25 protein-coding genes are annotated in these 24689 nt (G+C 71.4%); 8 read left to right on the plus strand and 17 right to left on the minus strand.

From position 1 onward, the window contains the following. The coding region (locus AB0J39_RS14765; RefSeq protein WP_363464368.1) for an acyltransferase family protein at nt 1-1597 on the plus strand (1597 nt) is incomplete at its 5' end. 67 nt (nt 1598-1664) lie between these two features. Next, a complete protein-coding gene (locus tag AB0J39_RS14770) occupies nt 1665-2801 on the plus strand; it encodes a glycosyltransferase family 4 protein (protein ID WP_363464370.1) in 1137 nt (378 codons plus the stop codon). A 7-nt stretch (nt 2802-2808) separates the two neighbouring features. On the opposite strand, the gene AB0J39_RS14775 is transcribed toward AB0J39_RS14770, so the two are convergent. After that, nucleotides 2809-4071: a sigma-70 family RNA polymerase sigma factor gene (locus AB0J39_RS14775; protein WP_363464371.1), complete on the minus strand. Its 1263-nt coding sequence runs from the start codon at nt 4069-4071 to the stop codon at nt 2809-2811. Then, nucleotides 4055-4435: a YciI family protein gene (locus AB0J39_RS14780; RefSeq protein ID WP_363464372.1), complete on the minus strand. Its 381-nt coding sequence runs from the start codon at nt 4433-4435 to the stop codon at nt 4055-4057. The genes AB0J39_RS14775 and AB0J39_RS14780 overlap by 17 nt, the downstream gene beginning before the upstream one ends. A gap of 149 nt (nt 4436-4584) precedes the next feature. Here AB0J39_RS14780 and AB0J39_RS14785 point away from each other — a divergent pair, with 149 nt between their 5' ends. Then, nucleotides 4585-5334 carry an acetoacetate decarboxylase family protein gene (locus tag AB0J39_RS14785; protein WP_363464373.1) on the plus strand — a complete coding sequence of 250 codons (750 nt, stop codon included), beginning with the start codon at nt 4585-4587 and terminating at the stop codon, nt 5332-5334. Nucleotides 5335-5353: 19 nt separating this feature from the next. Here AB0J39_RS14785 and AB0J39_RS14790 read toward each other — a convergent pair whose 3' ends face one another. The 7 genes from AB0J39_RS14790 to AB0J39_RS14820 form a co-directional block, all read right to left on the minus strand. After that, the gene (locus AB0J39_RS14790) at nt 5354-6289 is read right to left on the minus strand and encodes an ion transporter (protein WP_363464375.1); all 936 of its coding nucleotides are present in this window, start codon (nt 6287-6289) and stop codon (nt 5354-5356) included. A gap of 163 nt (nt 6290-6452) precedes the next feature. Continuing rightward, nucleotides 6453-7334: a glycosyltransferase gene (locus tag AB0J39_RS14795; RefSeq protein WP_363464377.1), complete on the minus strand. Its 882-nt coding sequence runs from the start codon at nt 7332-7334 to the stop codon at nt 6453-6455. A gap of 180 nt (nt 7335-7514) precedes the next feature. Next, nucleotides 7515-8273, minus strand: a complete 759-nt coding sequence (locus tag AB0J39_RS14800) for a CDP-alcohol phosphatidyltransferase family protein (RefSeq protein WP_363464379.1) — start codon at nt 8271-8273, stop codon at nt 7515-7517. Next, complete coding sequence (locus AB0J39_RS14805) at nt 8251-9291, minus strand: iron-containing alcohol dehydrogenase family protein (RefSeq protein ID WP_346230086.1); 1041 nt, start codon at nt 9289-9291, stop codon at nt 8251-8253. Before AB0J39_RS14805 ends, AB0J39_RS14800 begins: the two co-directional genes overlap by 23 nt. Before the next feature lie 44 nt (nt 9292-9335). Beyond that, nucleotides 9336-10067: a phosphocholine cytidylyltransferase family protein gene (locus AB0J39_RS14810; RefSeq protein WP_363464380.1), complete on the minus strand. Its 732-nt coding sequence runs from the start codon at nt 10065-10067 to the stop codon at nt 9336-9338. A 93-nt stretch (nt 10068-10160) separates the two neighbouring features. Next, on the minus strand, nt 10161-10826 hold the full coding sequence (locus AB0J39_RS14815; protein WP_363464382.1) for a DUF5941 domain-containing protein: 666 nt from the start codon (nt 10824-10826) through the stop codon (nt 10161-10163). A gap of 73 nt (nt 10827-10899) precedes the next feature. Next, on the minus strand, nt 10900-12408 hold the full coding sequence (locus AB0J39_RS14820; RefSeq protein WP_363464384.1) for a CDP-alcohol phosphatidyltransferase family protein: 1509 nt from the start codon (nt 12406-12408) through the stop codon (nt 10900-10902). Between the two features lie 170 nt (nt 12409-12578). Here AB0J39_RS14820 and AB0J39_RS14825 point away from each other — a divergent pair, with 170 nt between their 5' ends. The 3 genes from AB0J39_RS14825 to AB0J39_RS14835 all read left to right on the plus strand — a co-directional run bounded on the left by AB0J39_RS14825 (nt 12579) and on the right by AB0J39_RS14835 (nt 16540). After that, nucleotides 12579-13985 carry a bifunctional cytidylyltransferase/SDR family oxidoreductase gene (locus AB0J39_RS14825; protein ID WP_363464385.1) on the plus strand — a complete coding sequence of 469 codons (1407 nt, stop codon included), beginning with the start codon at nt 12579-12581 and terminating at the stop codon, nt 13983-13985. A gap of 109 nt (nt 13986-14094) precedes the next feature. Continuing rightward, on the plus strand, nt 14095-15870 hold the full coding sequence (locus tag AB0J39_RS14830; RefSeq protein WP_363464386.1) for a CDP-glycerol glycerophosphotransferase family protein: 1776 nt from the start codon (nt 14095-14097) through the stop codon (nt 15868-15870). 55 nt (nt 15871-15925) lie between these two features. After that, complete coding sequence (locus AB0J39_RS14835; RefSeq protein WP_363464388.1) at nt 15926-16540, plus strand: Uma2 family endonuclease; 615 nt, start codon at nt 15926-15928, stop codon at nt 16538-16540. On the opposite strand, the gene AB0J39_RS14840 is transcribed toward AB0J39_RS14835, so the two are convergent. Next, nucleotides 16517-17575 (minus strand): ExoA family glycosyltransferase, encoded by a 1059-nt coding sequence (locus AB0J39_RS14840; RefSeq protein WP_363464390.1) that lies wholly within the window; start codon nt 17573-17575, stop codon nt 16517-16519. The genes AB0J39_RS14835 and AB0J39_RS14840 overlap by 24 nt on opposite strands. 54 nt (nt 17576-17629) lie before the next feature. Between AB0J39_RS14840 and AB0J39_RS14845 the strand changes: the two genes are divergently transcribed. Next, entirely contained in the window at nt 17630-19132 is a 1503-nt protein-coding gene (locus AB0J39_RS14845) for an LCP family protein (RefSeq protein ID WP_363464391.1), read from the plus strand. A gap of 88 nt (nt 19133-19220) precedes the next feature. Here AB0J39_RS14845 and AB0J39_RS14850 read toward each other — a convergent pair whose 3' ends face one another. The 5 genes from AB0J39_RS14850 to AB0J39_RS14870 all read right to left on the minus strand — a co-directional run bounded on the left by AB0J39_RS14850 (nt 19221) and on the right by AB0J39_RS14870 (nt 22682). Continuing rightward, complete coding sequence (locus AB0J39_RS14850; RefSeq protein ID WP_363464393.1) at nt 19221-19523, minus strand: hypothetical protein; 303 nt, start codon at nt 19521-19523, stop codon at nt 19221-19223. Nucleotides 19524-19992: 469 nt separating this feature from the next. Next, nucleotides 19993-20478 carry a MerR family transcriptional regulator gene (locus AB0J39_RS14855; RefSeq protein WP_363464395.1) on the minus strand — a complete coding sequence of 162 codons (486 nt, stop codon included), beginning with the start codon at nt 20476-20478 and terminating at the stop codon, nt 19993-19995. A gap of 9 nt (nt 20479-20487) precedes the next feature. Continuing rightward, nucleotides 20488-21363, minus strand: coding sequence for an SDR family NAD(P)-dependent oxidoreductase (locus AB0J39_RS14860; RefSeq protein WP_363464397.1), 876 nt, complete (start codon nt 21361-21363; stop codon nt 20488-20490). Nucleotides 21364-21755: 392 nt separating this feature from the next. After that, complete coding sequence (locus tag AB0J39_RS14865) at nt 21756-22169, minus strand: nuclear transport factor 2 family protein (RefSeq protein WP_363464399.1); 414 nt, start codon at nt 22167-22169, stop codon at nt 21756-21758. A 72-nt stretch (nt 22170-22241) separates the two neighbouring features. Beyond that, nucleotides 22242-22682, minus strand: coding sequence for a hypothetical protein (locus tag AB0J39_RS14870; protein ID WP_363464401.1), 441 nt, complete (start codon nt 22680-22682; stop codon nt 22242-22244). 109 nt (nt 22683-22791) lie between these two features. Here AB0J39_RS14870 and AB0J39_RS14875 point away from each other — a divergent pair, with 109 nt between their 5' ends. Next, entirely contained in the window at nt 22792-23295 is a 504-nt protein-coding gene (locus tag AB0J39_RS14875) for a MarR family transcriptional regulator (RefSeq protein ID WP_363464403.1), read from the plus strand. Nucleotides 23296-23468: 173 nt separating this feature from the next. Here AB0J39_RS14875 and AB0J39_RS14880 read toward each other — a convergent pair whose 3' ends face one another. Then, complete coding sequence (locus AB0J39_RS14880; protein ID WP_363464405.1) at nt 23469-23846, minus strand: hypothetical protein; 378 nt, start codon at nt 23844-23846, stop codon at nt 23469-23471. Nucleotides 23847-23947: 101 nt separating this feature from the next. Next, entirely contained in the window at nt 23948-24601 is a 654-nt protein-coding gene (locus tag AB0J39_RS14885; RefSeq protein WP_363464407.1) for a TetR/AcrR family transcriptional regulator, read from the minus strand. Nucleotides 24602-24689: the final 88 nt, after the last annotated feature.

A 24689-nucleotide genomic window follows, 5' to 3' on the forward strand; every position in this document is an offset into this window, starting at 1 on the left:
CCCGACGCCGCCCTTCGGCGACTCCCCGGCCTTCCCGACGCCGGCCTTCGGCGCCGCGCCGTCGTTCCCCGAGCCTCCGGGCTTCCCCGAGCCCCCGGGATTCCCGCAGCAGCCTGCCGCCGCCGCGGGCGGGACGGCCAACCCCTTCCTCGACACTCCCCCGTCCGGCGTGGGCCCGGCCTTCCCGCCGGACGACCCCTTCGGCGCCGCACCGCCGTTCCCCGAGACCACCCGCGGCCGGCGCGGCGGGCGGGACTTCCCGGACGCCTTCCCCGGGGCCGCTCCGAACGCGGCCTTCGGCCCCGCGTCCGCGCCGGAGGCGCCCGCTCCCGCATGGCCCGGGCAGGAGGCCGACCCCGCCCGGTTCGACCCCTGGCGGCGCTCCTCCCAGGACGACGCCGGCGACCTGGGCGACCCCCGCCAGACCGGCCCGCTCGGCGGGCCGCTGCGCGCCCCGCTGCCCGCCTGGGCCGAGGTGCCCCTCCGTCCGGACGACGCCTTCGCCCGCGGTGGGGGACGCGATGACGGCCCGGAGAACGAGCCCGAGCAGGAGCCCGCGCCCCGGGCCAAGAAGCCGCGCGACCCCTACCTGGACAACGTGAAGTTCGTCGGCATCGCCCTGGTGCCGATCGGGCACGCACTGGTCCCGACGCTCGCGGCCGACTCCGCACGGGCGACGTACCTGTTCATCTACGTCTTCCACATGCCGCTGTTCGTCATCATCAGCGGTTACCTGTCCAGGAACTTCTGGAACTCGAACGCGAAGACCAACAAGCTGGTCGACACGTTCCTGGTGCCGTACGTGATCGTCGAGGTGGGCTACGCCCTCCTGCGCACCGCCTTCGGGCACAAGTTCAGCCTCACGATCATGGATCCGGCGTGGTTGAACTGGTATCTGCTCGCACTGCTGTTCTGGCGGCTTTCCACACCCGTGTGGAAGCGGATGAAATACCCGTTCGTCATCTCGGTGGCCGTCTATCTCTTCGCCGGGTTCTCCCAGTTGTCCGGCGACTTCAGCATGGACCGGTTCTTCGGGCTGCTTCCGTTCTTCGTCCTCGGCCTCGTGCTCAAGCCGGAGGTCTTCGACTTCCTCAAGCAGCGCTGGGTGATGATGCTGTCGGTGGTCGTGCTGCTGGGCGCCGCGGGTGTGGCGATCTTCCTGGTGAAGAACTACTCGGTGAAGCTCGGCCCGATCTACTACAAGGACAGCTACAAGGACCTCCACCTGGTCTGGTGGAAGGGCATGCTGCTGCGCACCGGCCTGCTGGTGGCCGCGCTGGCCATGTCGGCGGCCGTGATGTCGCTCATCCCCCGGCGCCAGACGTGGTTCACCGACCTCGGCACCCGCACGCTCTACTGCTACCTGCTGCACGGCGTGCCGGTGATGATCGCCAAGGAGATGGGCTGGGTCAGCTTCCCCTGGCTGTACGGCCCGCTCGGGGTGGCGGCCATCGCGGCGTCGGGCTTCGCCCTGGCCATCGTGCTGTGCCTGCCGGTGACCCGTACGGCGTTCAAGTGGCTGCTCGAACCCCGGCTGACGTGGCTGTACCGGCGGCCGAGCGGACAGGCGGCGAAGCCGGTGAGCACCGGAAGTTAAGCCTCATTTCGGGAGGCATTCACCCGGCGCATCCGGTCATTTCGGACGGCACGGTCAGCCTCCCCGTATGAGGGTATGCGTCGGCACGACAGTCCATCACCCGGAGGACGCGCGGATCACCCACCGGCAGATCCGGGCGCTGCTCGACGCCGGGCACGAGGTGACCTTCGTCGCGCCCTTCACGCACTGCAACGTGACGCCGCGGCCGGGCATCCGGGCCGTCGACGTGCCGAGGGCGGTCGGCCTGCACCGCGGCAAGGCGCTGCGGGCCGCCGCCTCCGCCCTGCGCAGGGCCGTGCGGGACGCCGACCTGCTGCTCGTGCACGACATCGAGCTGCTGCTCGCGCTGCCGCGCAGACGGCCGCCCACGGTCTGGGACGTCCACGAGGACACGATCGGCGCGCTGCGGGCGAAGGCCTACCTGCCGGGGCCGCTGCGGAGCGTCCTGCCGCCCCTGATCCGCGCGGTCGAGGGCCGTGCCGAGCGGCGTCTCCATCTGATCCTCGCCGAGGAGTCCTACCGTGAGCGCTTCCCCGGCCCGCACCCCGTGGTGCCCAACCACACGTACGTGCCTCCGGCGCCGCCCGTGCCGCCCGGGGACTCCCGGGTCGTCTACGTGGGACACATCTCCCTCGCCCGCGGCGCTGCCGAGATGGTGGAGATCGCCCACCGGCTCCGGCCGTACGGCATCCGCCTGGACCTGATCGGACCGGCGGACGCGGCGGTGCGTCCCATGCTGCGCGACGCGCAGCGCGCGGGGCTGCTCGACTGGTTCGGGTACGTCCCCAACAACCACGCGCTGCGGATGGCCGAGGGCGCCCTTGCCGGGCTGTCCCTGTTGCAGGACGTGCCGAACTACCGCGAGTCGACGCCCACGAAGATCGTCGAGTACATGGCCCGCGGCATCCCCGTCGTCACGACCCCGCTGCCGAGGGCGGCGTCGCTGGTCGGGCGGGTCGACTGCGGGACGATCGTCCCGTTCGGCGACGTCGGCGCGGTGGCCGGCGCCGTCGTGCAGGCCGTGCTCCGCCTGCGCGAGGACGCCGAACGACGGGCCGCGATGGGCACCCGGGGCTATGTCGAGGCGCTGAACCACCATCACTGGCCCGCCGTGGCCGGCGAATTCGTCGCCCTGCTGGAGCAGTGGGCCCAGGCCGCGAACACGGTGCCGGCCCTGAGCCCCGGCCGTACGGTCCCGGCCTGACCCCCGCTCAGGGCTCCCGGACCTGACGCAGGCGGCGGCCCAGGAAGGCCCGCTCGGAGGCGTTCCGGGTGCGGGCGATCGCCGCCTCGTACGCCCGCGCGGCCTCCTCGGCGCGGCCGAGCCGCCGCAGCAGGTCGGCCCGGACGGCGTGGAACAGGTGATAGCCGTTCAGGTCGAGAGCGTCCAGGAGCGCGAGCGCGGCGTCCGGCCCGTCGACCTCGGCCACCACGACCGCGCGGTTCAGTGCGGCCACCGGGCTCGGGGCGAGGGCGAGCAGGTGGTCGTACAGGCTCAGGATCTGCCGCCAGTCCGTGGCGGCCGCCGTCGGCGCGTCGGCGTGGACGGCGTTGATCGCCGCCTGGATCTGGTACGGCCCCGGCCGGCCGCGGCGCAGGCATGCCCGCACGATGTCCTGGCCCTCGGCGGTGAGGGCGCGGTCCCACCGGCCGCGGTCCTGATCGGGCAGCGGCACGAGGTCGCCGTCCGGGGTGGTGCGGGCGCCACGCCGCGCGTGGAGGAGCAGCATGAGCGCGAGCAGCCCCATGACCTCCGGCTCGCCGGGCATCAGCGCGGCCAGCAGGCGGCCGAGCCGTACGGCCTCCGCGCACAGGTCCTCGCGGACCAGCCGGTCGCCCGCGCTCGCCGTGTACCCCTCGTTGAAAATCAGGTACACGACGGCGAGCACGGCCCTGAGCCGCTCCGGCAGATCGGCCTCGCGTGGCACGCGGTACGGGATGCCGGCGTCGCGGATCTTGGCCTTGGCCCGGACCAGCCGCTGGGCCATGGTCGGCTCCGGAACCAGGAACGCCCGTGCGATCTCGGCCGTGGTGAGGCCGCCCAGCAGGCGCAGCGTCAGCGCGACCCGGGCGGCGGGGGCGAGCGCCGGATGACAGCAGGTGAAGATCAGGCGGAGCCGGTCGTCGTGCACGGGCCCCTCCTCGTCCGGCCCCTCCTCGTCCGGCCCCGCGTCCGCTTCGTCCTCGGCGGCGTGCAGCCGGACCGCCCGCGCGTGCCGGTCCTCCCGCAGGGACTCCCGCCGGTGGCGGTCGATCATCCGGTTGCGGGCGGTGGTGATGATCCAGCCGGCCGGACTGGGCGGCATCCCGTCGCGGGGCCAGCGCCGCACCGCCTCGGCGAACGCGTCCTGGACCGCCTCCTCGGCGACGTCGATGTCGCCGAAGTGGCGGACCAGGACCGCGACGGCGCGGCCGTACTCCTCGCGGAACACCCGCTCGACGTCCGGGGACGCCGCACTACGCGAGGTCGTCATCGCCTTCCACGACCCCGGCGAACGGGCGCACCTCCACCGGGAGCGTGGTCGCACGGGCGAGCTTGCGGCCCCACTCCAGCGCCGCGTCGAGATCGGGCGCCTTGATGATGGTCAGCCCGCCGACGTGCTCCTTGCCCTCGGTGTACGGCCCGTCGGTGACGAGTTCCTCGCCGTCGCGCGCCCGCACGACCGTGGCCGTGGCCGGATCGTGCAGCCCTCCGGAGAAGACCCACGCGCCCGCGGCCCGCAGCTCTCCGTTGAGGGCCGCGAGGTCCCGCATGATCGGCTCCAGGACCTCCGGCGGGGGCGTCCCGCCGTCGGGCTGCTGGATGCTGAGCAGGTAGTGCCTCACCGTCTCGTCCACCTCCTCCGTGGGGCCCACCGGACGCGGGCCCGTTCACCCTCTACACGAACGGCCGCCCCTGGTTTCGACATCCGCCGAAAAATCAGGTCTGGGACAACCTTGCCGCCGTACGGCTGTCGCCGGGCCGCCGGTCTTGCTGTACTGGAACCATGGCAAGCCATGTCGTCCAGGGGCGCGGGGTCGAGACGCCGGTGGAGGTGCGCGACGCCTCGGTGTGCCTCGCCGCCTACCTGGTGCGGGCCGACGCCGCCCGCGCGGTCCTCGCCTACTCCAGGATGGACGTCACCGAGGTCCTGCCGGGCAAGGCCCTGTGCTCGCTGGTGTTCGTCCACTATCACGACGCCGACCTGGGCTCCTACAACGAGTTCGGGGTGACCTTCCTCGTACGGCCCGCCGACGCGGGCCCCCCGCCGAGTCGCGGGCCGCTGGCCGGGCTGAAGGACCTGCGCGGGGCGGGCACGGGCGCCTTCGTCCACTGGCTGCCGGTCGACCAGACGTTCACGTTGGAGGCCGGAAGGACCATCTGGGGCTTCCCCAAGGAACTCGCCGACGTCGACCTGCGGCTCGGCTCGCCGTACAAGCGGTGCCTGCTGCGCAAGGACGGGCGGATGGTCGTCGATCTGCTGCTCAGGCCCGGCGTTCCGGCGACGCCCGTGCCGCTGCTCGGCGAGACCCTTTCCGTGCCGGACGCCTACGCCCACCTCGACGGGGTCACCCGCCGCATCCCCTGGACGGCCCGCGCCCGGGGCGTCCGCTGGCGGCCGGGCGGCGCGCTCATCCGCCTCGGCAACCATCCGATCGCCAAGGAGCTGAGCGAGCTCGGCCTGCCCCGGCGGGCACTGATGACCGCCACCGCCGAGCACGTGGCGATGACCTTCGAGGAGCCCGGGCGCGCGTGACGCCATGCTCCCGGTGCCCTCACCCGCCCCGGTGCCGGTCGTCCGCCTCGGCCTGTCGTACCTCACCGCCGTGTGACGGATCATGGCCGCAGGCGCAGCGGTCCCTCTCCGGGGAGGCGCCTGCTTGCGTGGGACTGTCGCCCGCGGACGCCGGCAGGGCGGCCGCCAGCCGGTCGACCTTCTCGCTCAGCGCCCTGATCTCGTTCATGACCACGATGTGCTGCTCCAGTTCCAGCTCCTGATCCTCCTTCCACCGCTGGGCGTTGACCTCGGCCTCCATCGCGGAGACGATCACACCGATGAGCAGGTTGAGCACGAAGAACGCCGTGATCACGATGAACGTGGCGAAGAAGATCCACGCCAGCGGCTCCTTCGCCATCACGTCCTCGGCCACCTGCGGCCAGTTCTCGACCGTGAGCACCGTGAACATGGTGAACAGCGACCGCCCGAGGTCCCCGAAATACTGCGGGGCCGCCTCGTGGAAGAGCTGCTCGCCGATCACGGACGCCGTGTAGAGCGACAGCAACAGAAGGACCACGGCCGAGGCCAGCCCCGGAAGCGCGGCGAACAGCGCCGAGACCACCCGCCGCATGCCCGGCACCACGGAGATCAGCCGCAGCACGCGCAGGAACCGGAAGAGCCTCAGGATCGACACCGACTCCGAGGCCGGCACGAGGGCCATGCCGACGATGACCAGGTCGAACCAGCTCCACGGATCACGGAAGAACGCCTTGCCGTGGACGACGATCCGCAGGACGATCTCGACGACGAAAACGGCGAGGATGACCCGGTCGATCACGAGGAAGGTCGTGCCGTGACGGTCGGCCAGCTCGTTCGACGTCTCCAGCCCGAGCGCGATCCCGTTCAGCGCGATGACGGCGATGACCGCACGGTGGAAGACCGGAGAGTCGACGATGACGCGGAGCCGTTCGCGGTGGAAAACGGGCAAGCCCACACCCCTGAAGATCAGGCAGCACAAACGCCCGAAATCTTACAGTTTGGGGTTAACTATGGTTCCCGCAGGGCGTCGACCGCCTGCCGCTTCACGCATCGCGCCCAAGGCCGCGCCGAGGCGGAGCTTACGCCCCAGCCGCCGGCGACGTCCGCGGCCGGCACACCTAGACGATGGGCGGGCGCCCGAGGCGGAGCATGCGCCAGGCAGTGCGCCAGGCCATCGGGCGGCGCTCGCCCGCCGGCTCGCGCAGCCCTTCGAAGAAGCCGCGGAACCAGGCCTTGATCGCGGGCATCGAGCGCTCGCGCACCAGCGTGAGCACGACCCAGTTCAGCAGGTAGAGCAGCGCGAGCGGCCACGGCAGGTTGCGCCGGGCCAGCCACACCCGGTTGCGGGCGTTCAGCCGGTAGAAGTCCGTGTGCCGGGACGGCAGCACCAGCGGGTGGTACATCACCGTCTCGGCGTCGTACTCGATCCGGTATCCCTCGCCCAGCAGCCGCCAGGCGAGGTCGGTCTCCTCGTGGGCGTAGAAGAACTTCTCCGGCAACCCGCCGACCTGCAGGAACGCCGACTTGCGAATGGCGCACGCGCCGCCGAGGAAGGTCGTCACCGGGGAGGACCGCTCGGGGTCGCCGGCCCGCAGCCGGGGCACGTGCCGCCGCTGCACCGAACCGCCCTCGGGGTCCATCACCCGGAAGCTGATCACCGCGAGGTCGGGCTCGTGCGTGAACCGCTCGCGGACGTGCGCGGCGACCTTGGCGTTGGCGTACCAGCCGTCGTCGTCGAGGAACAGGACGATGTCGCCCGAGCACTCCTGCACGCCGCGGTTGCGTCCCTCGGGGATGCCCGCGTTGTGCGCCAGCCGTACGGTCTTGATCGTGGCGGCGGAGCCGGGGAGCGGCTGGACGGTCAGCCGCGGCACGTCCGCGCCGTTGCCGACGATGACCACCTCGATGTCGCCGTCGGTCTGGGTGAGCGCGGACTCCACCGCACGGTCGAGCTCGGCGATCCTGTTGCCCATGGTGAGGATGACACAGGAGATTTTCACCGCGTCACTGCCTCGACATGGGGCGCACTACACACGACTTCATGATCACCGAGTCTGTATGGCCGGGCAATCCGGAATCTGCCTGGTTTACCGTGGGACAAGGGTATCGGAACTGCCACCAAACCCCTACCCAACCGCGAATGTACGACCGATCGGCATGCCACGCCGGGACCGGCGCGCTCATGACAGCCGCCGGGACGCGAGGATGCTCACCAGATGCAGCAGGAGCTGGACTCCCGCGATGACGACGCAGGCGACCACGAGGATCCGTGTGGCGGAGAACCAGTTGTCGAGCACCGCCGCGACCACGACGATCAGCGACAGCTCGACGGCCTGGATCACCCGGTGGAACCGCAGCGCCGCGGCGAACCTGCGGGCCAGCGCGAGCCGGGGCGAGGTGAACTGCTGCGCCGCCGCCTCGGTGGTCGCGACCAGGCCCGACCGGGCGCGGGCGACGTCGACCAGGTCGGTCTCCGACTTGATCAGGATCGCGCCGAGCGCCGCCGCCACGCCCATGACCGTGTACCAGTCGGGCAGCGTCTCGGAGGCGCGGAAGCCCAGCCCGATCAGCAGCGCCGCCTCGGCGAAGTAGTGCCCGACCCGGTCGAGGTAGACCCCGGTGATCGAGGTGCGGCCGGTCCACCGGGCCAGCTCCCCGTCGGAGCAGTCGAGCAGCAGGTAGACCTGGATGAGCAGGGCCGCGCCCAGCGCCGCCCAGAAACCCGGGAGGGCCAGCACGGCGCCCGCCGCCACCCCGCACACGATCATCAGGCCGGTGACCTGGTTCGGCGAGATGGGGGTCTTGGCCAGCAGCCAGGTGGCATAGATGGACAGCCGCCGCATGTACAGCAGGCCGGCCCAGTGCTCGCCGCTGCGGCGGTCCATGGTGGTCTGCGGCTGCGCGACCGCGCGAAGCTCAGCGACCGACGGCGCGGACATAGTCCTCAACTCTCCCCCGGACCTCGTGCTCCGACAGCCTGAGGTGCTCAAGGATGGTGTAGCGGCCGGGCCGGGTGCTGGGGGCCAGCATCACCGCGGCCGTGAACTGGTCGGTCGTGAGGCCGACGTCGCCGGGCGCGACGGGCAGGCCGTGCCGCCTGAGGCAGCCGGTCACCTGGCCGAGCCGGTGCGCGTCCTCGCGGAGGAAGTAGCAGAACGCCGCGCCGATGCCGGCCAGCTCACCGTGATTGGAAGTGCCGGGGAAAAGCTGATCCACGGCATGAAGGATCTCATGGTCGCCACCACTCGCCGGACGGCTTGACCCCGCGATGACCATCGACATCCCCGACAGGATCAGCGCCTCGGCGAGCACGGTCAGGAACGCGTCCGACTCGATCGTGTCCTGCCGGCCGAGCACGGCCTCGGCGGCCGTGCGCGACATGGAGATCGCCAGCCCGTCTATGGGCTCGCCCCGCTCGCTGTTGCCGAGCTGCCAGTCCTCGATAGCCGACAGGTTGCTGAGCACGTCGCCGATCCCGGACCGTACGAGCGCGGGCGGGGCGTCGTGGACGAACTCGAGGTCCACCATGATCGCCAGCGGCATGGGCACGCCGAACGAGCCCTTGCCGCCCTCGTACACGAGCGAGGCCACCGGCGAGCAGATGCCGTCGTGCGAGAGGTTGGTGGCCACGGCGACCATGGGGATGCCGGCGAGCGACGCGGCGTACTTGGTGGCGTCGATCGTCCGGCCGCCGCCGACGCCGACCACCGCCTCGTAGTTGCCCTTGCGCAGGTCCGCGCCGAGGGACACGGCCGCGTCCACGGTGCCGTCCGCCACCCGGAGCACCTTGGCCTCACCCAGCGACGGCGCGATGACCTCCGCGATGCGGTCGCCCTGCCCGACGCCGACCGCGACCGCGACCCGGCCGGAGGTGGCCACCCTGCTGTCGGCGAGCAGGGTGCCGAGCTGCGCGATCGCGCCCCGCCGCACCTCCATCGTGAGAGGCGCGGGGAGCATCCTTGCCAGAATCGGCATGCGAACTCCTCAGAAGACCGCGGAAATCAGTAACGGCACGCGATCTCACGGGCCTTCGCGAGGTCGTCGTGGTTGTCCACCTCGACCCACTCGACCTTGCCGATCGGAGCGACGGCGATCTTCTCGCCGCGCTCGACCATCTCCTGGTAGCCGTCCTCGTAGTAGAGCTGCGGGTCGCGCTCGAAGGTGGCCTTCAGCGCGTCGGCCAGCCGCTCGGCGGCGCCCGGCCGGATCAGGGTGGCGCCGATGTACTCGCCGTACGCCTCGGCGGGATCCATCAGCTTGGTGATCCGCTTCAGCCGGCCGTCCTCCAGCGTGACCTTCATCTCCTCGTCCGCCAGCGACTTCACGTCGTCCACGGCGAGCAGGATGTCGGAGGTGTTCTCGGCGGCCAGCAGGGTCCGCTCCACCGACACGGGGTGGACGGTGTCGCCGTTCACCAGCAGCGCGCCCTGCGAGAAGTAGTCGCGGGCGCACCACAGCGAATAGGCGTTGTTCCACTCCTCGGCCTTGTCGTTGTGGACGAGCGTCAGCTTCACCCCGTGGCGCCGCTCCAGGTCGGCCTGCCGCTCCCGGACGGCCTGGGCCTGGTAGCCGACGATCACCACGACCTCGCGGAGGTCCACGGCCGCCAGGTTACGCAGGGCGATGTCGAGGATCGTCGTCTCACCGTCGACCGGCACCAGCGCCTTCGGCAGCGTGTCGGTGTACGGCCGCAGGCGACGTCCGGCTCCGGCGGCCAGCACCATTCCGAGCAATTTTCCGCACTCCTTGAGGTCGAGCGTCAGACAGTAACCCCAAAGGTTAGTTGGCTCGGCACCCCGCTTGGGTAATCCACCGTTGGTCTGACGTCAATCCTGGGGCGCCGGTTCCACGGCCTCGTCCGGTGTCCGGGGGGCGGCGAGCCAGCATGTCAGGCTCTCCCAGCCGAACAGGCCCCAGAGATAGAGCGCGAGCAGCGCGAACACGGCGGTCATCACGTCGAGCAGGCCGCCGAGGGCGACGACGAGCATCCGGCCGTCCCAGCCCAGCCCGGCCGTGGCCAGCCACGGCGGCGGATACACGTGCTGGCGCACCCGATAGACGGTGTCGTAGTGATGAAAGGCCATCGCGCCGAGCAGCGCGACGACGAGCACGGGCGGAACGGAACGGGCGAATCCGGCCGAGGCGATGAAGCCGTATTCGGTCAGCCGCAGGATCGGGGGCGCCAGCCAGTCGAGCCGGCCGTCGTGCCGGTGCGCGCTGCCCGCCCCGGCCAGCAGCAGGGCCACCGCCGGAGCGAAGACCGCGAAGTCGTCGGCCCCGGCGATGCCCAGCACCAGCAGCACGGCGGTCACGAAGGCCCCCGCGATCGCGGGCGGCAGCGGCGGGAGCTGCCCGGCGACGAGCAGCCCCATCGCCTTCGACAGCGGGCCGTCGTCCCGGTAGGCCACCACGACGCTGCGCGGCACCGGGATCATGTGCACGGCGATCGCGCCGCGGCCCTTCCCTCCGGCCTCACGGGGGCGGCGACTCATGCCACCTCCTCGCCTTCGGCTCGGAGAGGCATGCGCCAGACGCTGTGCTTATTGATTCGCTCGCTACGCTCGCTCATGCGAGGGACCTCGCCATCCGCCCGGCGGCCGTGTAGGCCAGCGCCGGCACTCCCCAGCCCAGCAGCGCGAGGAACGTCACCCGCGCGTCGAACAGCGCGGCCGTGACCGAGATCAGCGCCATCCGCTCTCCGATCGGCAGCACGATCATCTTCTTCGCCCAGTACGCCACGCCCCTCACGCCGCTCAGCGCGTCGAGCCGCCGCGACAGCGCCAGCACCGAACCGGTGCCCTTGGCGGCCGCCGCCGCGGGCGCCTCGTCCCACGGCACGGCCATCGAACGCGGGGCGGCCGCCCGCAGGCCCGCCGCCCTGGCCCGGTCGGCCACCGCTCCCGCGTAGGAGAAGTCGACCATGTGGCGGACCGTCTGCAGGACCATCGCTGCCACGGCCAGGCCCCAGATCTCCCACGCCCTGTCCGGCACGGTCACGTATCCGGCCGCCAGCCCCACGTACACCAGGTACTCCTTGAGCCGGTCGCAGATCGCGTCGAGCCAGCCCCCGAGCGGGGAGAACCGGCGCGTGTACCGGGCGAGCTGGCCGTCCAGGCAGTCGAGCACGAACGACAGGTAGAGCGCGACGGCGCCGACCACGAGCCCCGCCCGGTTGCCGTCGGAGAACCAGATCGCGGCGATGGCGGCGAACCCGACCGAGATGCCGGTGACCGTGTTCGGGGTCAAACCGAGGCGGGCGGCCGGACGGATGAGGTGACGCGACCACGAGCTGACGCAGTGGGTGGTGAAGAAGCCGTCGCCGCTCTTCACTGCGGCGTCGAGCCTGGCCTGTGCCTCGTCGACGTCGGCGAGCTCGCGCACCGCGCGCTCGGCGGCCGGGCGGGTGCCGGCCCGCCCGCAGTGCACGGTGCCCAGGGTGACGGCGTGCACCTGGACGCCGGCCCGCACCAGGCCGGTGAGCAGCAGCTCGGCCACCTCACCGTCGCCGACCCGCCCGAGATGACGGCGCTGGGCCAGGTCGGCCAAATCCTCGGCGATGTCGGCCAGCCCGGCGAGGTGGGACTCCCCCACCTGCAGGACGCCGCGGAAGGTGCCGTTGGCCCACTCGACCTCGTGGAAGGACGTGCCCGCCGACACGACGCGGCCCCACTCGGTCCGTACGGGCGGCCGCAGCGGGGCCGGGTCGCCGCTGGCGACGATCGCGCCGGTCGGGCGCGCGGGATGGTCGAGCAGCAGCGACAGCGCCTCGGTGTGCGCGACCACGTCGGCCGCCAGCACGGCGACCGGGGAGGTCGAGGCCCGGGCCGTCTTGGCCACGATCCGCAGGTCCTCGGCGAGCCCGTCGCTGACGCAGATCTGGTGCCGCGGGCCGCTCTCCGCGCTCTTCTCCCACCCTCCTGCCTGCGCGTCCTGGCTCCGCACCACGACCAGCACCTCGCGGACCGGAAGCGTGCGGAGCTGGGCGGTGAGCCGCTCCAGGAGGCTGCCCTCGGACCGGGCGCCGTCGGACCAGGGCAGCCCGGCGGCCGGGGAGGTCGCGAGGACGACCGCCACCGTCTCTGTGTCCCGTGACGTACCGGGCTTGCTCGGATCCGCCCCCATATGGAAACCCGCTTCACGTTGACCCGCACGTGCTCACCTCGCAAAGTAACCGAGTGATCACTAGGTGGCAATCACCTTCTCCGGCTTCCGGCACGGGTATGGTCTCCTCCGGGGAGGACATCATGATCGCCGAATCGCGTCTGCGCAGGGTGGGGGTGGTGCTGGCCGGCGGCGTCGGTCAGCGCGTGGGCCTCAACACCCCGAAACAGCTTCTGAAGATCGCCGGGAAGACGATCCTGGAGCACACCCTCGACGTGTTCGACGGCCATCCGGAGATCGACGAGGTCGTCGTCCTGATGGCCCCCGGTTTCGTCGCCGAGGCCGAGGAACTCGTCAGGAGGAACGGTTACACCAAGGTCGGCCGGGTGCTCGAAGGAGGCGCGAGCCGTACCGAGACGACCTGGCGGGCGCTGTGCGCGCTGGGCGAGCAGGAGTGCGACGTGCTGCTGCACGACGCGGTGCGGCCGCTGATCGAGCCGCGCATCATCGGCGAGTGCGTGGCCGCCCTCGAACGCTACGAGGCGGTCGAGGTGGCGATCCCGTCCTCCGACACGATCGTGGTGGCCGCGCCGGGCCCGCGTGGCGACATCATCCGCGACATCCCCGACCGCTCGCGCCTGCGCCGCGGGCAGACCCCGCAGTGCTTCCGGCTGTCGGTGATCCGGGCGGCGTACGAGCGCGCCCTGGCCGACCCCGAGTTCCCCTCGCTGCCCACGACGGACGACTGCGGCGTCGTGCTGCGGTACCTGCCCGACGTGCCGATCTACATCGTGCCCGGCAGCGAGCACAACATGAAGGTCACCCACCCGGTCGACGTCTTCATCGCCGACAAGCTCTTCCAGCTCGCCGAGAACACGGCGCCCGCTCTGGACGAGGAGGCCTACCGGGCCGGGCTCGCGGGCCGCACGCTCGTGGTCTTCGGCGGCAGCTACGGCATCGGGGCGGACATCGTCGCGCTGGCCAGGGGCTACGGCGCGAGCGTCCACTCGTTCTCCCGGAGCCAGAACGGCGTGCGCGTCGAGGACGTCGCCGCCGTGGAGGACGCGCTGGCCCGCGTGTACGCCGAGACCGGCCGGATCGACTACGTCGTCAACACCGCGGGCGTGCTGCACATGGGCAAACTCGGCGAGTCCGGGCAGCACACGATCGAGGAGACCATCGGGGTGAACTACCTCGGGCCGGTCAACATCGCCCGCGCGTCCGTGAAATACCTGATGGAGACCCGCGGCCACCTCCTGCTCTACACCTCCTCGTCCTACACCCGGGGCCGAGCCGACTACAGCCTCTACTCCTCCACGAAGGCCGCCGTCGTCAACCTCACCCAGGCGCTCGCCGACGAGTGGGCCTGCCAGGGTGTCCGCGTCAACTGCGTCAACCCCGAGCGCACCGCCACCCCCATGCGGCTGCGCGCGTTCGGCGACGAACCCGCCGGAACGCTTCTCTCCCCCGCCGCCGTCGCCCGCACCAGCCTCGACGTGCTGCTGTCCCGCCTCACGGGACAGGTCGTGGACGTACGGCTCAGCCGATGACCGCAACCATCTACGGAGGGACGGGCGCCCGCCCATGGGGGGAAACATCAGGGGGCGCAGGGCCCCGAACGCACTGGTCAGGCTGGTCCGTCGACCGGCCCTGAGAGGCATGACCGGTGGGCGCAGGGGCGCGTTCACCGCGCTCACGCTCGCGTCGTACCCGGCCATGCTCGCGGCCGCCGTGTGGCCGCTGCCCGCGACCTTCGCGGTGCTCGTGCCGCTGTCGTACGCCGCGGAGATCGCGCTGCCCGGCAGGGCGGCGGGGACGCTCAGCCGGGCCCATCTCGGGGCCACGGTCCGCTTCCTGTCGCGTGAGACGGCCGTCGTCGTGCTGCTGGCGCGGCTGGCCCCGGGGCGGCCGTGGTGGTTCGCGGCGTTCGCGGCCGGGCTGTTCCTGTTCCACGGCCTGCGGGCGGTGCAGACGTGGCTCGCCGAGCACGTCGACCGCCGGCACAACCAGATGCCGGTGATGACCCGCAACATCGACCTGCCCGCGCTGCGGATCCCGCCCGCGCCGCCCCGCGCGCTGCTCACCTGGCGGGGCGCCAAGCTGCTCTACCTCGACGCGCTCGCGGTCGTGCCGGCCGCGGCCGGGGCGTCGGCGGGGCTGGGCTGGACGGGCGCGGCGGGCGCCGCCGTGGCCCTGGCGCTGGAGGTCGTCGCGATGGCCGCGCTGCTGGCGCACGCGCGGCGGGCCAGGCACCTGGGCGACCGGCGACGGGTCCTCGCGGTCGTGGACGAGTGGGTCGCCGCCTACCGGCCCGAGGTCGTCATGTACTTCTCCGGGCCCGTCACGGCGGCCTACCAGGCCACGATGTGGCTCGGGACGCTGGAGCGGATCACGCCGAGGACGCTGGTGGTGCTGCGCGAGCGGGCGCTGGTCACGGCCCTCGGGTCGACGACGCTGCCGGTGGTGTGCGTCCCCGCCTCCGTCGACCTCATGAACTTCCGCGCGCTCGACGGCGTGCGGGTCGCGCTGTTCCCCGCCAACGTCGGCAACAACATCCACATGCTCCGGGTGCCGGGCGTGCGGAGCGTGTTCATCGGCCACGGCGACAGCGACAAGGAGGCGTCCTTCAACCCGTACACCAAGGTGTACGACGAGGTCTGGGTGGCCGGGCCCGCCGGGCGGGACCGCTACCTGCGCGCCCAGGTGGGCGTGCGGGACGAGGCCGTCGAGGAGGTCGGCCGCCCCCAGCTCGCCGGGGTGCGGCGCACCAGCCCGTACGCCGAGGGGGCGGCGCCGTACCGGACCGTCCTGTACGCGCCCACGTGGGAGGGCTGGAGCGACGACCTGTTCCACAGCTCGCTCGTCGCCATGGGCCCCGCGATCGTGCGCGCCCTGCTGAACCGGCCGGTGCGGGTGATCTACAAGCCGCACCCGCTGACCGGCCACCGCTCGCCGGCCGCCCGCCTGGCGCACCGGAAGATCATGACTCTGCTGCACGAGAGCACCGGCATGCCGCATCTCGTCGTGACCGGCCGCGAGCCGTCGCTGTACGAGTGCTTCAACGAGGCGGACGTGCTGATCTCCGACATCTCCAGCGTGGTGTCGGACTTCGTGGCCAGCGGCAAGCCGTACGTCGTGGCGAACGTGGCGGGCCTGCCGGAGGACCGGTTCCGCGAGCGCTACCCGGCCGCGGGCGCGGCGTACCTGCTCGGCGCCGACCTGGCCGAGCTGCCGGACATCCTGCGCCGTCTCGACGCCCCGGGGGACGACGACATGGCCGCCGCCCGGCGCGCCCTGCGCGCCTACCTGCTCGGCGCCGACCATCCGGACCCGCTGGCCCGCTTCGAGGAGGCCGTACGGCGTGCCTCCGCACGGGCCGAGGCGCGCGCCCGTTCCCTCGGCCCCGAGGCCCTCGCCCCTGTCGCCCGCGACTGAAATACTGGGCCTGTCAACTCAGCGTATCGACGCGGACACGAAGGGATGCGTTCCCATGGTCGCAATCTCGCGCAAACCCCACGGTCCCGCTCTGGCACCCGTACCCGAGCGGCCACTGCCTAGCACTCCTCGCGAGCTGTTCGATTCGCTGCCCCCACTTCCGGGTCTGCGGACCGAGATCATCGACGGGAGACTGATAGTGAGCCCCGTGGGCACCCCCGAGCACGGCCAAGCCGCCATGCACCTGTTCCGCGCGTTCATCCCTCTCCTGGACGAGCGCGGCTGGCGGGCCTGGGCAGGCAACGTCGATGTGTGCATCGACGGCAGCCGGGATCCGGTCGAGCCGGACTTCGTCCTCGCCCCCAAGGACTGCCCGCGCTGGGGGGAACGCGAACTGCTCTCATCCGGTCTGATGCTGGTGGCCGAGGTGGTTTCGAAGGGCAGCACGGAGGACGACCGCGTCAAGAAGCCGGCGATCTACGCCGGGGGCGGGGTCCCGGCGATGCTCCTCGTGGACCCGCTGACGAGGCCCGCGTCGGTCACGGTCTACAGCGACCCCAAGGAGGGGCAGTATCAGGTGACCTCGACGGTGCCGTTCGGGCGGGAGATCCACGTCCCCCACCCGATCGGCTTCACGCTGGACACCTCAGTCTTCGAAGAGGTCCTCTAGGCTCGCCCGTTCGGGCTTGGGACGGGGCTTGCTGAGCTTCGGGGGGCTGGTCAGGAAGCCCGTCCCCCACGAGACGTGCATGGTGGCGTACACCAGCGGCAGGCGCAGGAGCGCGGCGCCGGACAGTCCGCGGCCGGTGAGCACCGAGCCCGCGAGGATCGCCGCGAGGTAGCCGCCGGGGATGATCAGGCCGGGCCAGAAGAACGGCGAGACCACCAGGCCCAGCGCCATCGCCGCCACCGCCGCGGGCGGGGCCAGGTAGCGCAGGTTGATCGTGCCCTGGTGGGTGCGGGAGACGACCCGCCGCCAGCGGCCGTAGTGGAAGTACTGCTTGGCCAGGGCGCGCACGTTGGGCCGGGGACGGTAGGTGACTCGCATCCTCGGCTGGAACCACACCAGCCCGCCGGTCTCCCGGATGCGGTGGTTCATCTCCCAGTCCTGCGCGCGCAGGAAGTGCTCGTCGTAGCCGCCCACCCGGTCGAGGGCGCTGCGGCGGAAGACGCCCAGGTAGACGGTGTCGGCCGGGCCGGCCTCCCCGCCCGTGTGGAACCGCGCGTTGCCCACGCCGATCTTCGAGGTCATGGCGCAGGCCACCGCCTGCTCGAAGGGCGTGATCCCCTCGGCGGCCATGATGCCGCCGACGTTGTCGGCCCCGGTCTGCTCCAGCGTCTCCACGGCCGTACGCAGGTAGTCGCGGGGCAGGATGGCGTGCCCGTCGACCCGCGCGATGATGGGGTTGCGGGACGCGGCGATGGCGGCGTTCAGGGCGTTGGGGGTGCGGCCGGTGGGATTCGGCACGACGACGACGCGGGGATCCGCGGCCGCGATCGCGTCGGCCACCTCCTGCGTGCGGTCGTGGGAGGGGCCCACGCTGATGACGACCTCGAGCGGGCCCTCGTAGTCCTGTTCGAGAACCTGCCGCACGGCGTCGCGCAGGTGCCGTTCCTCGTTGAGCACCGGCATGATCACCGAGATCGGGGGCCAGTTCCGCGCGGGATTCTGGCTCGCCTGTCGCGAGTCGGGAAAGGGCTTCATGGCGGCGCTCACGCTACTGTACGGGGGGGTGGAGAAGGCAACCGGAGGACGGGAATGCCCGGCGACGATGGGGAGGACTCCGGCGTCCGCATAGGGGGCGACGGGTACGGCGGGGTGAAGCTGACGGCGCAACGCGCCCGCCAGCGGAGGTCGAACCTCCGATCGCTGGTCATTTCGGGCTCGCTGTCCGGAGTCGTGCTGATCGGTTCCGGCGTCGCCTGGCTGGTGCCGAACTACGCGCTCAACCGGATCGAGTCGGTGGACGCGGGCACGAGCGACGCCGGGTCCCGGGGCGCGATGAACATCCTGCTCGTGGGCGTGGACCGGCGCGACAACCTGAGCAGGCGCCAGCAGAACCAGCTCCACCTCGGCCGCGACGTCGGCGAACGCACCGACACCATGATGGTGATCCACCTGTCGGAGGACCACGGCAAGGTCACCGTCGTCAGCCTGCCGCGGGACACCTGGACGACGGTTCCCGGCAAGGGCGAGCACAAGATCAACGCCGCGTACCAGTTCGGCGGCGCCAAGCTGGCGGTCAAGACGGTGGAGCAGGCGACGGGGCTGCGCATCAACCACTACGTCGAGGTCAACGTGCTCGGGTTCATCGGCGTGGTGGAGTCGCTGGGCGGGGTGACCGTCTGCACGCCGGTGACCATCGACGACCCGAAGACCAAGCTGAACCTGCAGCCGGGGACGTACACGCTGGACGGCGTCAACGCGCTCGCCTACGCCCGCACGAGGGCCACCGCGCGCTCCGATCTCGACCGCATCGACCGGCAGCAGCAGGTCATCTCCGCGCTGCTCAACAAGGCGCTCAGCGGCGGCACGCTGGCCAACCCGATCAGGCTCAAGGGGTTCCTCGACTCCACCTTCAGGACGATCAAGGTGGACCCGGGCCTGCAGAAGAACCTGCTCGGCATGATCGACCAGTTCAAGGCCGTCTCGACCGACGACGTGTCGTTCGCGACCGTGCCGCTGTCCGACGTGAACTACCAGGCGCCGACCGGCGAGTCGGCGGTGCTGTGGGACAAGGCCGCCGCCCGCGACCTGTTCCGGCGGATCGACGCCGACCAGCCCCTCGTCAAGCCGTCGGCGAAGGCCTCGGCGTCTCCTTCGGGCAGCCCCCCGGCCTCGGCGACCCCCACGACCTCGCCGACGGCGCTCACGATCCCGCCCGGCCGGATCTCGGTCAAGGTGCTCAACGGGACGTCCGTCAACGGCCTCGGCGCGACCACGAAGGCCCGCCTCGTCGAAGCGGGCTTCATGGTGCCCTCGACTCCCGGCAACACGGCCCGGCGCGACTTCGCCACCACCGTCGTCCGCTACCCGCCCGGGCGTGCGGACTCGGCGCGTACGGTGGCCGCCGCCATCCCGGGCGCGGAGTTGCGCGAGCAAGCGGACGTGACCGGCATCGAGGTCGTCGTGGGCCAGCAGAACCACGACGTGAAGAAGGTGACCGTGGCCGCGCCGGAGGGCTCCGCGACGCCGGCGGCGCCCTCGCCGCAGGCGACCCCCACCGCCCGCACCGCCACGCAGAACATCTGCAAGAGCTGACCGTCCGGGCGACCCTACGCCCGCCGGGCGCAGGGCGTGCGGAACCGCCGCAGGGCGGGGGTGCGGCCGAGGCCGGCCTGAGCGGTCGTCAGCCGCCGTGAATCTCGTCGAGGCCGATGAGACGCAGGCGGTCGTCCGAGGCGGCCGCGGCCCGCAACTCGGCGGTGAAACCCGCACCGCCGTAGCAGGCGAGGATCGTGTCGCGGGTGTCGTAGCCCTTGGCGGCGAGGAGGTTGCGGGCCCGGGCCAGCCGCCCCACGTGGTGCTGGCTCATCGTCTCCCCCCACTTCGCCTCCCCCAGGGACAACAGCGTGCCCGCCCGGCCTCCGTCAGGAGGAGAGAAGACCGCCACGTCGATGTCTATCTGGGTGCGGTTCTCCGGGTCGTTCACGGTGCCCGCGCCCACCGTGGCGGGGAAACCCCCCGGACACGTCTTCGCGGGCGCCCATGGCGTAGTCGCGGCACAGAGCCTCGAAGTGCGGACCCACGATCTGGGCCAGGAAGGTCTCACGTAACGACCCCCACACCGTCTCGCCGCGGTACGCCTCCAGCTCCGGCCAGCGGTGGTCGAACATCCGATCGAGGAATCCGATCCCGCCTTTGGCTGCCCTCCGCAAAAAGTATGGGGGGAGGAGCCGTACGACCAGTCGGGCCAGGCCGTTCGTCGCCGCCCCATGATGCCCAGGTACCGGACCTTCGGTGCGTCCGGGTCGATGCTCTGCCGGGTCCGCTAGTGGATGCCGTCGGCGCCGATCATGCCGTCCGCGTCGAACCGATGTCTTCGCCCAAGTCATGAGGACGAGGGTGACTGTGCCGACTGGGCGCGGTGCACCCATTCGGCGCGGTTCGGTGCCGACGGGTCAGGCCTTCCCCGCTGACGACGGGCCGGTGTGGCCGCCGTAGGTGGCGATCTTGTATTCGGTCGCCGCCAGCGACAGGGTCAGCTCCTTAAGCTGCCGGCGGATCGTGTCGCGGTGTTCGAGCAGCAGGTCAAGGCGCTCGGGGACGGTGCCGTCGCCTTCGTCGGCCAGCCGCATGTAATGCTGAAGGTCGCGCATGGCCATCCCAGACAGGCGCATGCGGGTCAGGAACACCAGTCTCCGTACCGCCTCCGCATCGTAGCTGCGGTGGCCGCTGGCGTCGCGGGCCACCTCGACCAGCCCGATCCGCTCGTAGTAGCGCAGCGTGTGCGGCGACATGTCAAGCAGGTCGGCGACCTCCGTGATGGTCATGGGGTCGGTGACGGCGCTGACATCGACGAGGCGGTGGATTACCTCGACCGACATCGGGCCGTCGACCTCGTCGAGGGCGGCGAGCGCCCTCGACATCAAGTCGTCCGTGGCCATGGCGACACTCTAGATCGGCCGGGCGGACGCGGTGGCGCCGGGGAAGTCGGCCGCACGCGCGGCAGGGGCCCAGCGTTCGAGCTCATCCAGGTTCTGCCGGTAGGACCTTCCGATGCGCTCGACCGCCTCACGCCCGAGCGGAAGGCGCAGCGGCAGCTCGTCACCGGCGACCAGGTTCACGATGATCTCCGCGGCCCGTACCGGATCGCCCTCCTGAATCCCGTCGGCGCTCGCCATGTCGTTGCGGACGGCCCCCAGCAGCCCGGCGTACGCGGCGCTGGCGTCGGCGACCCCGAGCACGCCGGGCGCGTTGAACGAGGTGCGGAACCGGCTCGGCTCGACGATCATCACCCGGACTCCGAATGGCGCGACCTCGCCGGCCAGCGCCTCCGACCAGCCTTCGAGCGCGAACTTGCCGGCCGAGTACGCGCCGACACCGGGGAAGGAGATGCGCCCGCCCTGGCTGCTCATCTGCACGATCGTGCCCGACCTCTGCTCGCGAAAGTACGGCAGGACGGCCCGCACGAGCGCCGCCGGACCCAGCAGATGCAGTTCCAAAGACGCGCGAAGCTCCTCCTCGCTGACCTCCTCGGCCGCGCCGATGACCCCGCGGCCGGCGTTGTTCACCAGTACGTCCACCCGATCGAATCGGTCGGTCGCTGACCGTACGACGTCCCCGGCGCGTCCGGTGTCACGCACGTCGAGCTCGGCGACCAGCACCTGGTCGCGGTGGGCGTCTGCGAGGTCGGCCACCGACCCGGGCCGCCGCACGGCCAGCACCACGTTGTCGCCCCGCCCGAGCGCGCACTCGGCGATGGCACGGCCGAAGCCCGCCGACGCGCCAGTGATGATCCATGTTCGCTGAGTCCCTGGTTGAGATGTCATGCCAGCGACGCTAGGAGTTCGAGCGCGCTCGAACTCAAGCGCGGCGTCCGCCGCTGCTCGTCGACGGTCTGTCTGTCGATGCGGTCGAGGTTCTGCCCGCCGGTCGGCACCCGCGCGTAGCCGATCTTGATTCAGGTCGAGACGGCGGGTTCGGTGGCGAGCAGGTCCTGCGATGGCTGGGCGGGCGGCTTCGGAGGCGCGGTCGCCCTCTCGATAGTGTCAAAAACGGCTTCCGAGGGTTGTTGAACTCCCGAGATGACGCCCGCCGACGTCGCCTTCATCGACCCGGGCCGCGGCCCGGCTGATCGATCAGGGCTTGCCGTCCACCTCGCCACGTTGCCCTGGCTGGGTCCGTGCCGGATGAGGTGCGTGTGTCCCCGGACTCGCGGAGGTCAGCTCTCGCGTGTCCAGGCGGGCGTGATCCGCACCTCACGCAACCGCCAGCCTGCCGGCGTGCGGGCCGCGGTGAAGTGCTGTCGCAGGCCGCCGGTGAAGTGGGGCGCCTGGCCGGGGCGGTAGTAGTACACGAGCGAGTTCGCCGAGACGGCCGCCTGGTCGCCGTCGACGTCCACCAGGAGATCGGTGGTCGTGTGCTGGGCCTCCTGCCCTTCGACCTCGCTCTGCCGCATGAAGTCGACGACCTTGCCGATGCCGCGGAGTTCGCCCCCGCGGGGCGAGTGCACGGCCACATCGTCGGTGAAGACGGTGCCCGCGTCTTGCCATCGCTTCTCGTCGAGCAGGAGCGCGAAGCGGGTGAGCAGGTCGGCGATCTCGATACGGTCGGCGATCAGAGTGTGCGTGGACATGACTTCCTCTTTCGTGCTGCAGGGCAGAGATGTTGTCCTCGCGCCGGGGGTGGCGGCTCGGGGAGTCAGGGTTCAGGGGGTGGCCAGCACCGCGTTGGCCCTGCCCAGGACGGTGCTCAGGACGCGGCCCGCGGTGGCCAGGTCCTCGGCCGGCAGGTCGCCCCACAGCCCCTGGGTGATCGGGCCGATCGCGGCGCGGACCTGCGTCCAGCGCTCGCGCCCTTCGTCGGTGACCTGGACGCGGCCCTCGCCGCCGTCGCGCAGGAATCCCGCGGCGGTCAGTTCGGCGATGCGTTCGGCCACCGACGCCTGGCTGAACTGGGTGGCGCCGCCGACCCGCTGGATGAGCTCGGCCCGGTCGATGGTCCCGCCGCTGACCACGGTCAACGTGAGGGTCACCCACTGGGGTTCGGTGATGCCGGTCCCGGTGAGCTGCCGGTCCAGGATCGCGTTGAGCGCCTTCTCGGTCTGGCCGATGAGCGCGGTGCCGAAGGTCTGGGCTGCGGTCGTCACGATGACCTTCCAATCCGTTTCAGTCACTAACGTTTATAGCGCTAACGTTTGCGCTACGAACGAACCTACATCGTTAGTCCGACTAACGCAACAGGGTAGGATCAGCGTCATGAGCAGCGGAGCCGAAGCCAGCGACATGCCGCACGACGGCGAGACGAGAACGCCGGACAGACTGCGCCGACGGGCCAGCCGCCTGCTGTCGGGCATGACCGCGCAGTCGGACCGGCTGATCAACGAGGGGCTGGCCCAGGCCGACGCCCGCAAGTGGCACTACGCCGTGCTGGCCTCGCTGCATGAGCACGGCCCAGGCAGCCAGGCGACGCTGAGCCGGCGCACCGGCATCTACCGCAGCGACATGGTCGGCGTCCTCAACGAACTGGCCGAGCGCGGCCTCGTCGGCCGGGCACCGGACCCCGACGACCGCCGCCGCAACGTCATCACGATCACCGCCCAAGGCCGCCGGCACCTGCGCCGCCTGGACAAGGTCCTGGACGACCTCCACGACGAACTGCTCGCCCCGCTGACCCCCGCCGAACGCGACCAGTTCGTGCACCTGCTCACCCGCCTGCTGGACCACCACACCCGGCAGGCGCCGCACCCCCCAATCTCCTGACACGAAACCAGCCACGCGCCCGTCGCCGCGACGCTCGCGCAGCAGGGTGGCGGGCCTGCCGCAGCACCAGGTGCGAGATCAGTCCGGCCGTTCCCATCGGCCGCCGCCACGTGCGGCCTCTCGGCTGCGGCTCATGATCGGCGCCCTGACCGACCTGGTGCGCGGGGGGCGTGTCAGCGCCGCCAGTGCCCGATGAGCCAGGCGCAGATCTCCGGCTCGGTCATCTCGGGAAACTCCTCGGCGAGCGTGGCGAGCGCGCGCAGCGCCTCGTCCCGGTCCATGCCCCGCGCGGCCGCCTCCTTGAGGTATTCCTGGCGCGCGGCGGTGGGACGTCCGCCGCCGGTACCCCGGCCCGGCAGGCCGTTGCGCCACTCGGTGATCTCCGTCAGCCGGTCGGGGCGCCAGCCGGGAGTCCCGTCGATCTCGACATCGGGCTCGGGGAAGGGGTGCGCCGATTCGGCGGGATAGCGCGAGCGCCACTTGTGCACCGCGTGCCGGCTCACGCCCAGCGCCTCGCCGATGCCGAGAACGCCGAGGTACCGCTCGGTCATGGTTGCACCAACTCTGTCTTCGTGGCTCTGTCTGTACGGCCTCCTCCGCGGGTCCCATTACTACCACGCCCGTCCCGGATCGATGTCCGGCACGTGGGGCCTCACTCGCGGGACGGACGCTCGACCGGCGGGGGCTCTCCCGGCAGGAGGAGGGTGCGGTGGACCATTCGATGCAGGTGCCTGCGGAAGTGCCACAGCGCTCCCGGATGGTCGTGGCCGTAACGCCGGCCCGACCGGTCGTACACGCCGCTCTGCACGAAGCTGTGGACGCACCAGATGACCGAGTTGATCATGTAGTCCACGTCCACGTCCCGGGCGGTCACCAGGGGAGCGATGCTGTCGCTCACGAACTGCGCCGCCGGCGCGGCGTACATCGGCTCCGGCTCGGGGACGTCGCTGGCGTCGGAGAGCCATCTGAAGGTGTAGAGCGCCGGATACTCCGGATACCGGCAGCAGAAGTCGACGTACAGGTCGAGGAGCGCGTGCAGGGCGGCGATCTTGCGTTCGGGCGGTGCGCTGACGAGGTCCTTGACGCCCTTCTCCAGGACGGCGTTGTGGTAGCGGTTCATCCGATCCATGACCGCGAGGTAGAGCGTCCGTTTGTCGCCGAACTGCCGCTTGAGCATCGTCACGTCGACGCCCGCGGCGTCGGCGATCTGTCGCATGTCCGTACCGTCGTAGCCCAGCCCGGCGAACAGGCGGGTCGCCACCTGGATGATGAGGTCGGACAGGGCCTCGTCGCCCGTACCCGTCATGCGGTAGTCGGTTCCCGCCCGGCCCTCCGCTAATCACGCACGACCTTCGCGATGACGAAACCCGCCCTCCTCCCTGCGGTGTCCGGGA

Source organism: Microbispora sp. NPDC049633, assembly GCF_040675265.1.
Classification (GTDB): Bacteria; Actinomycetota; Actinomycetes; order Streptosporangiales; family Streptosporangiaceae; genus Microbispora; species Microbispora maris.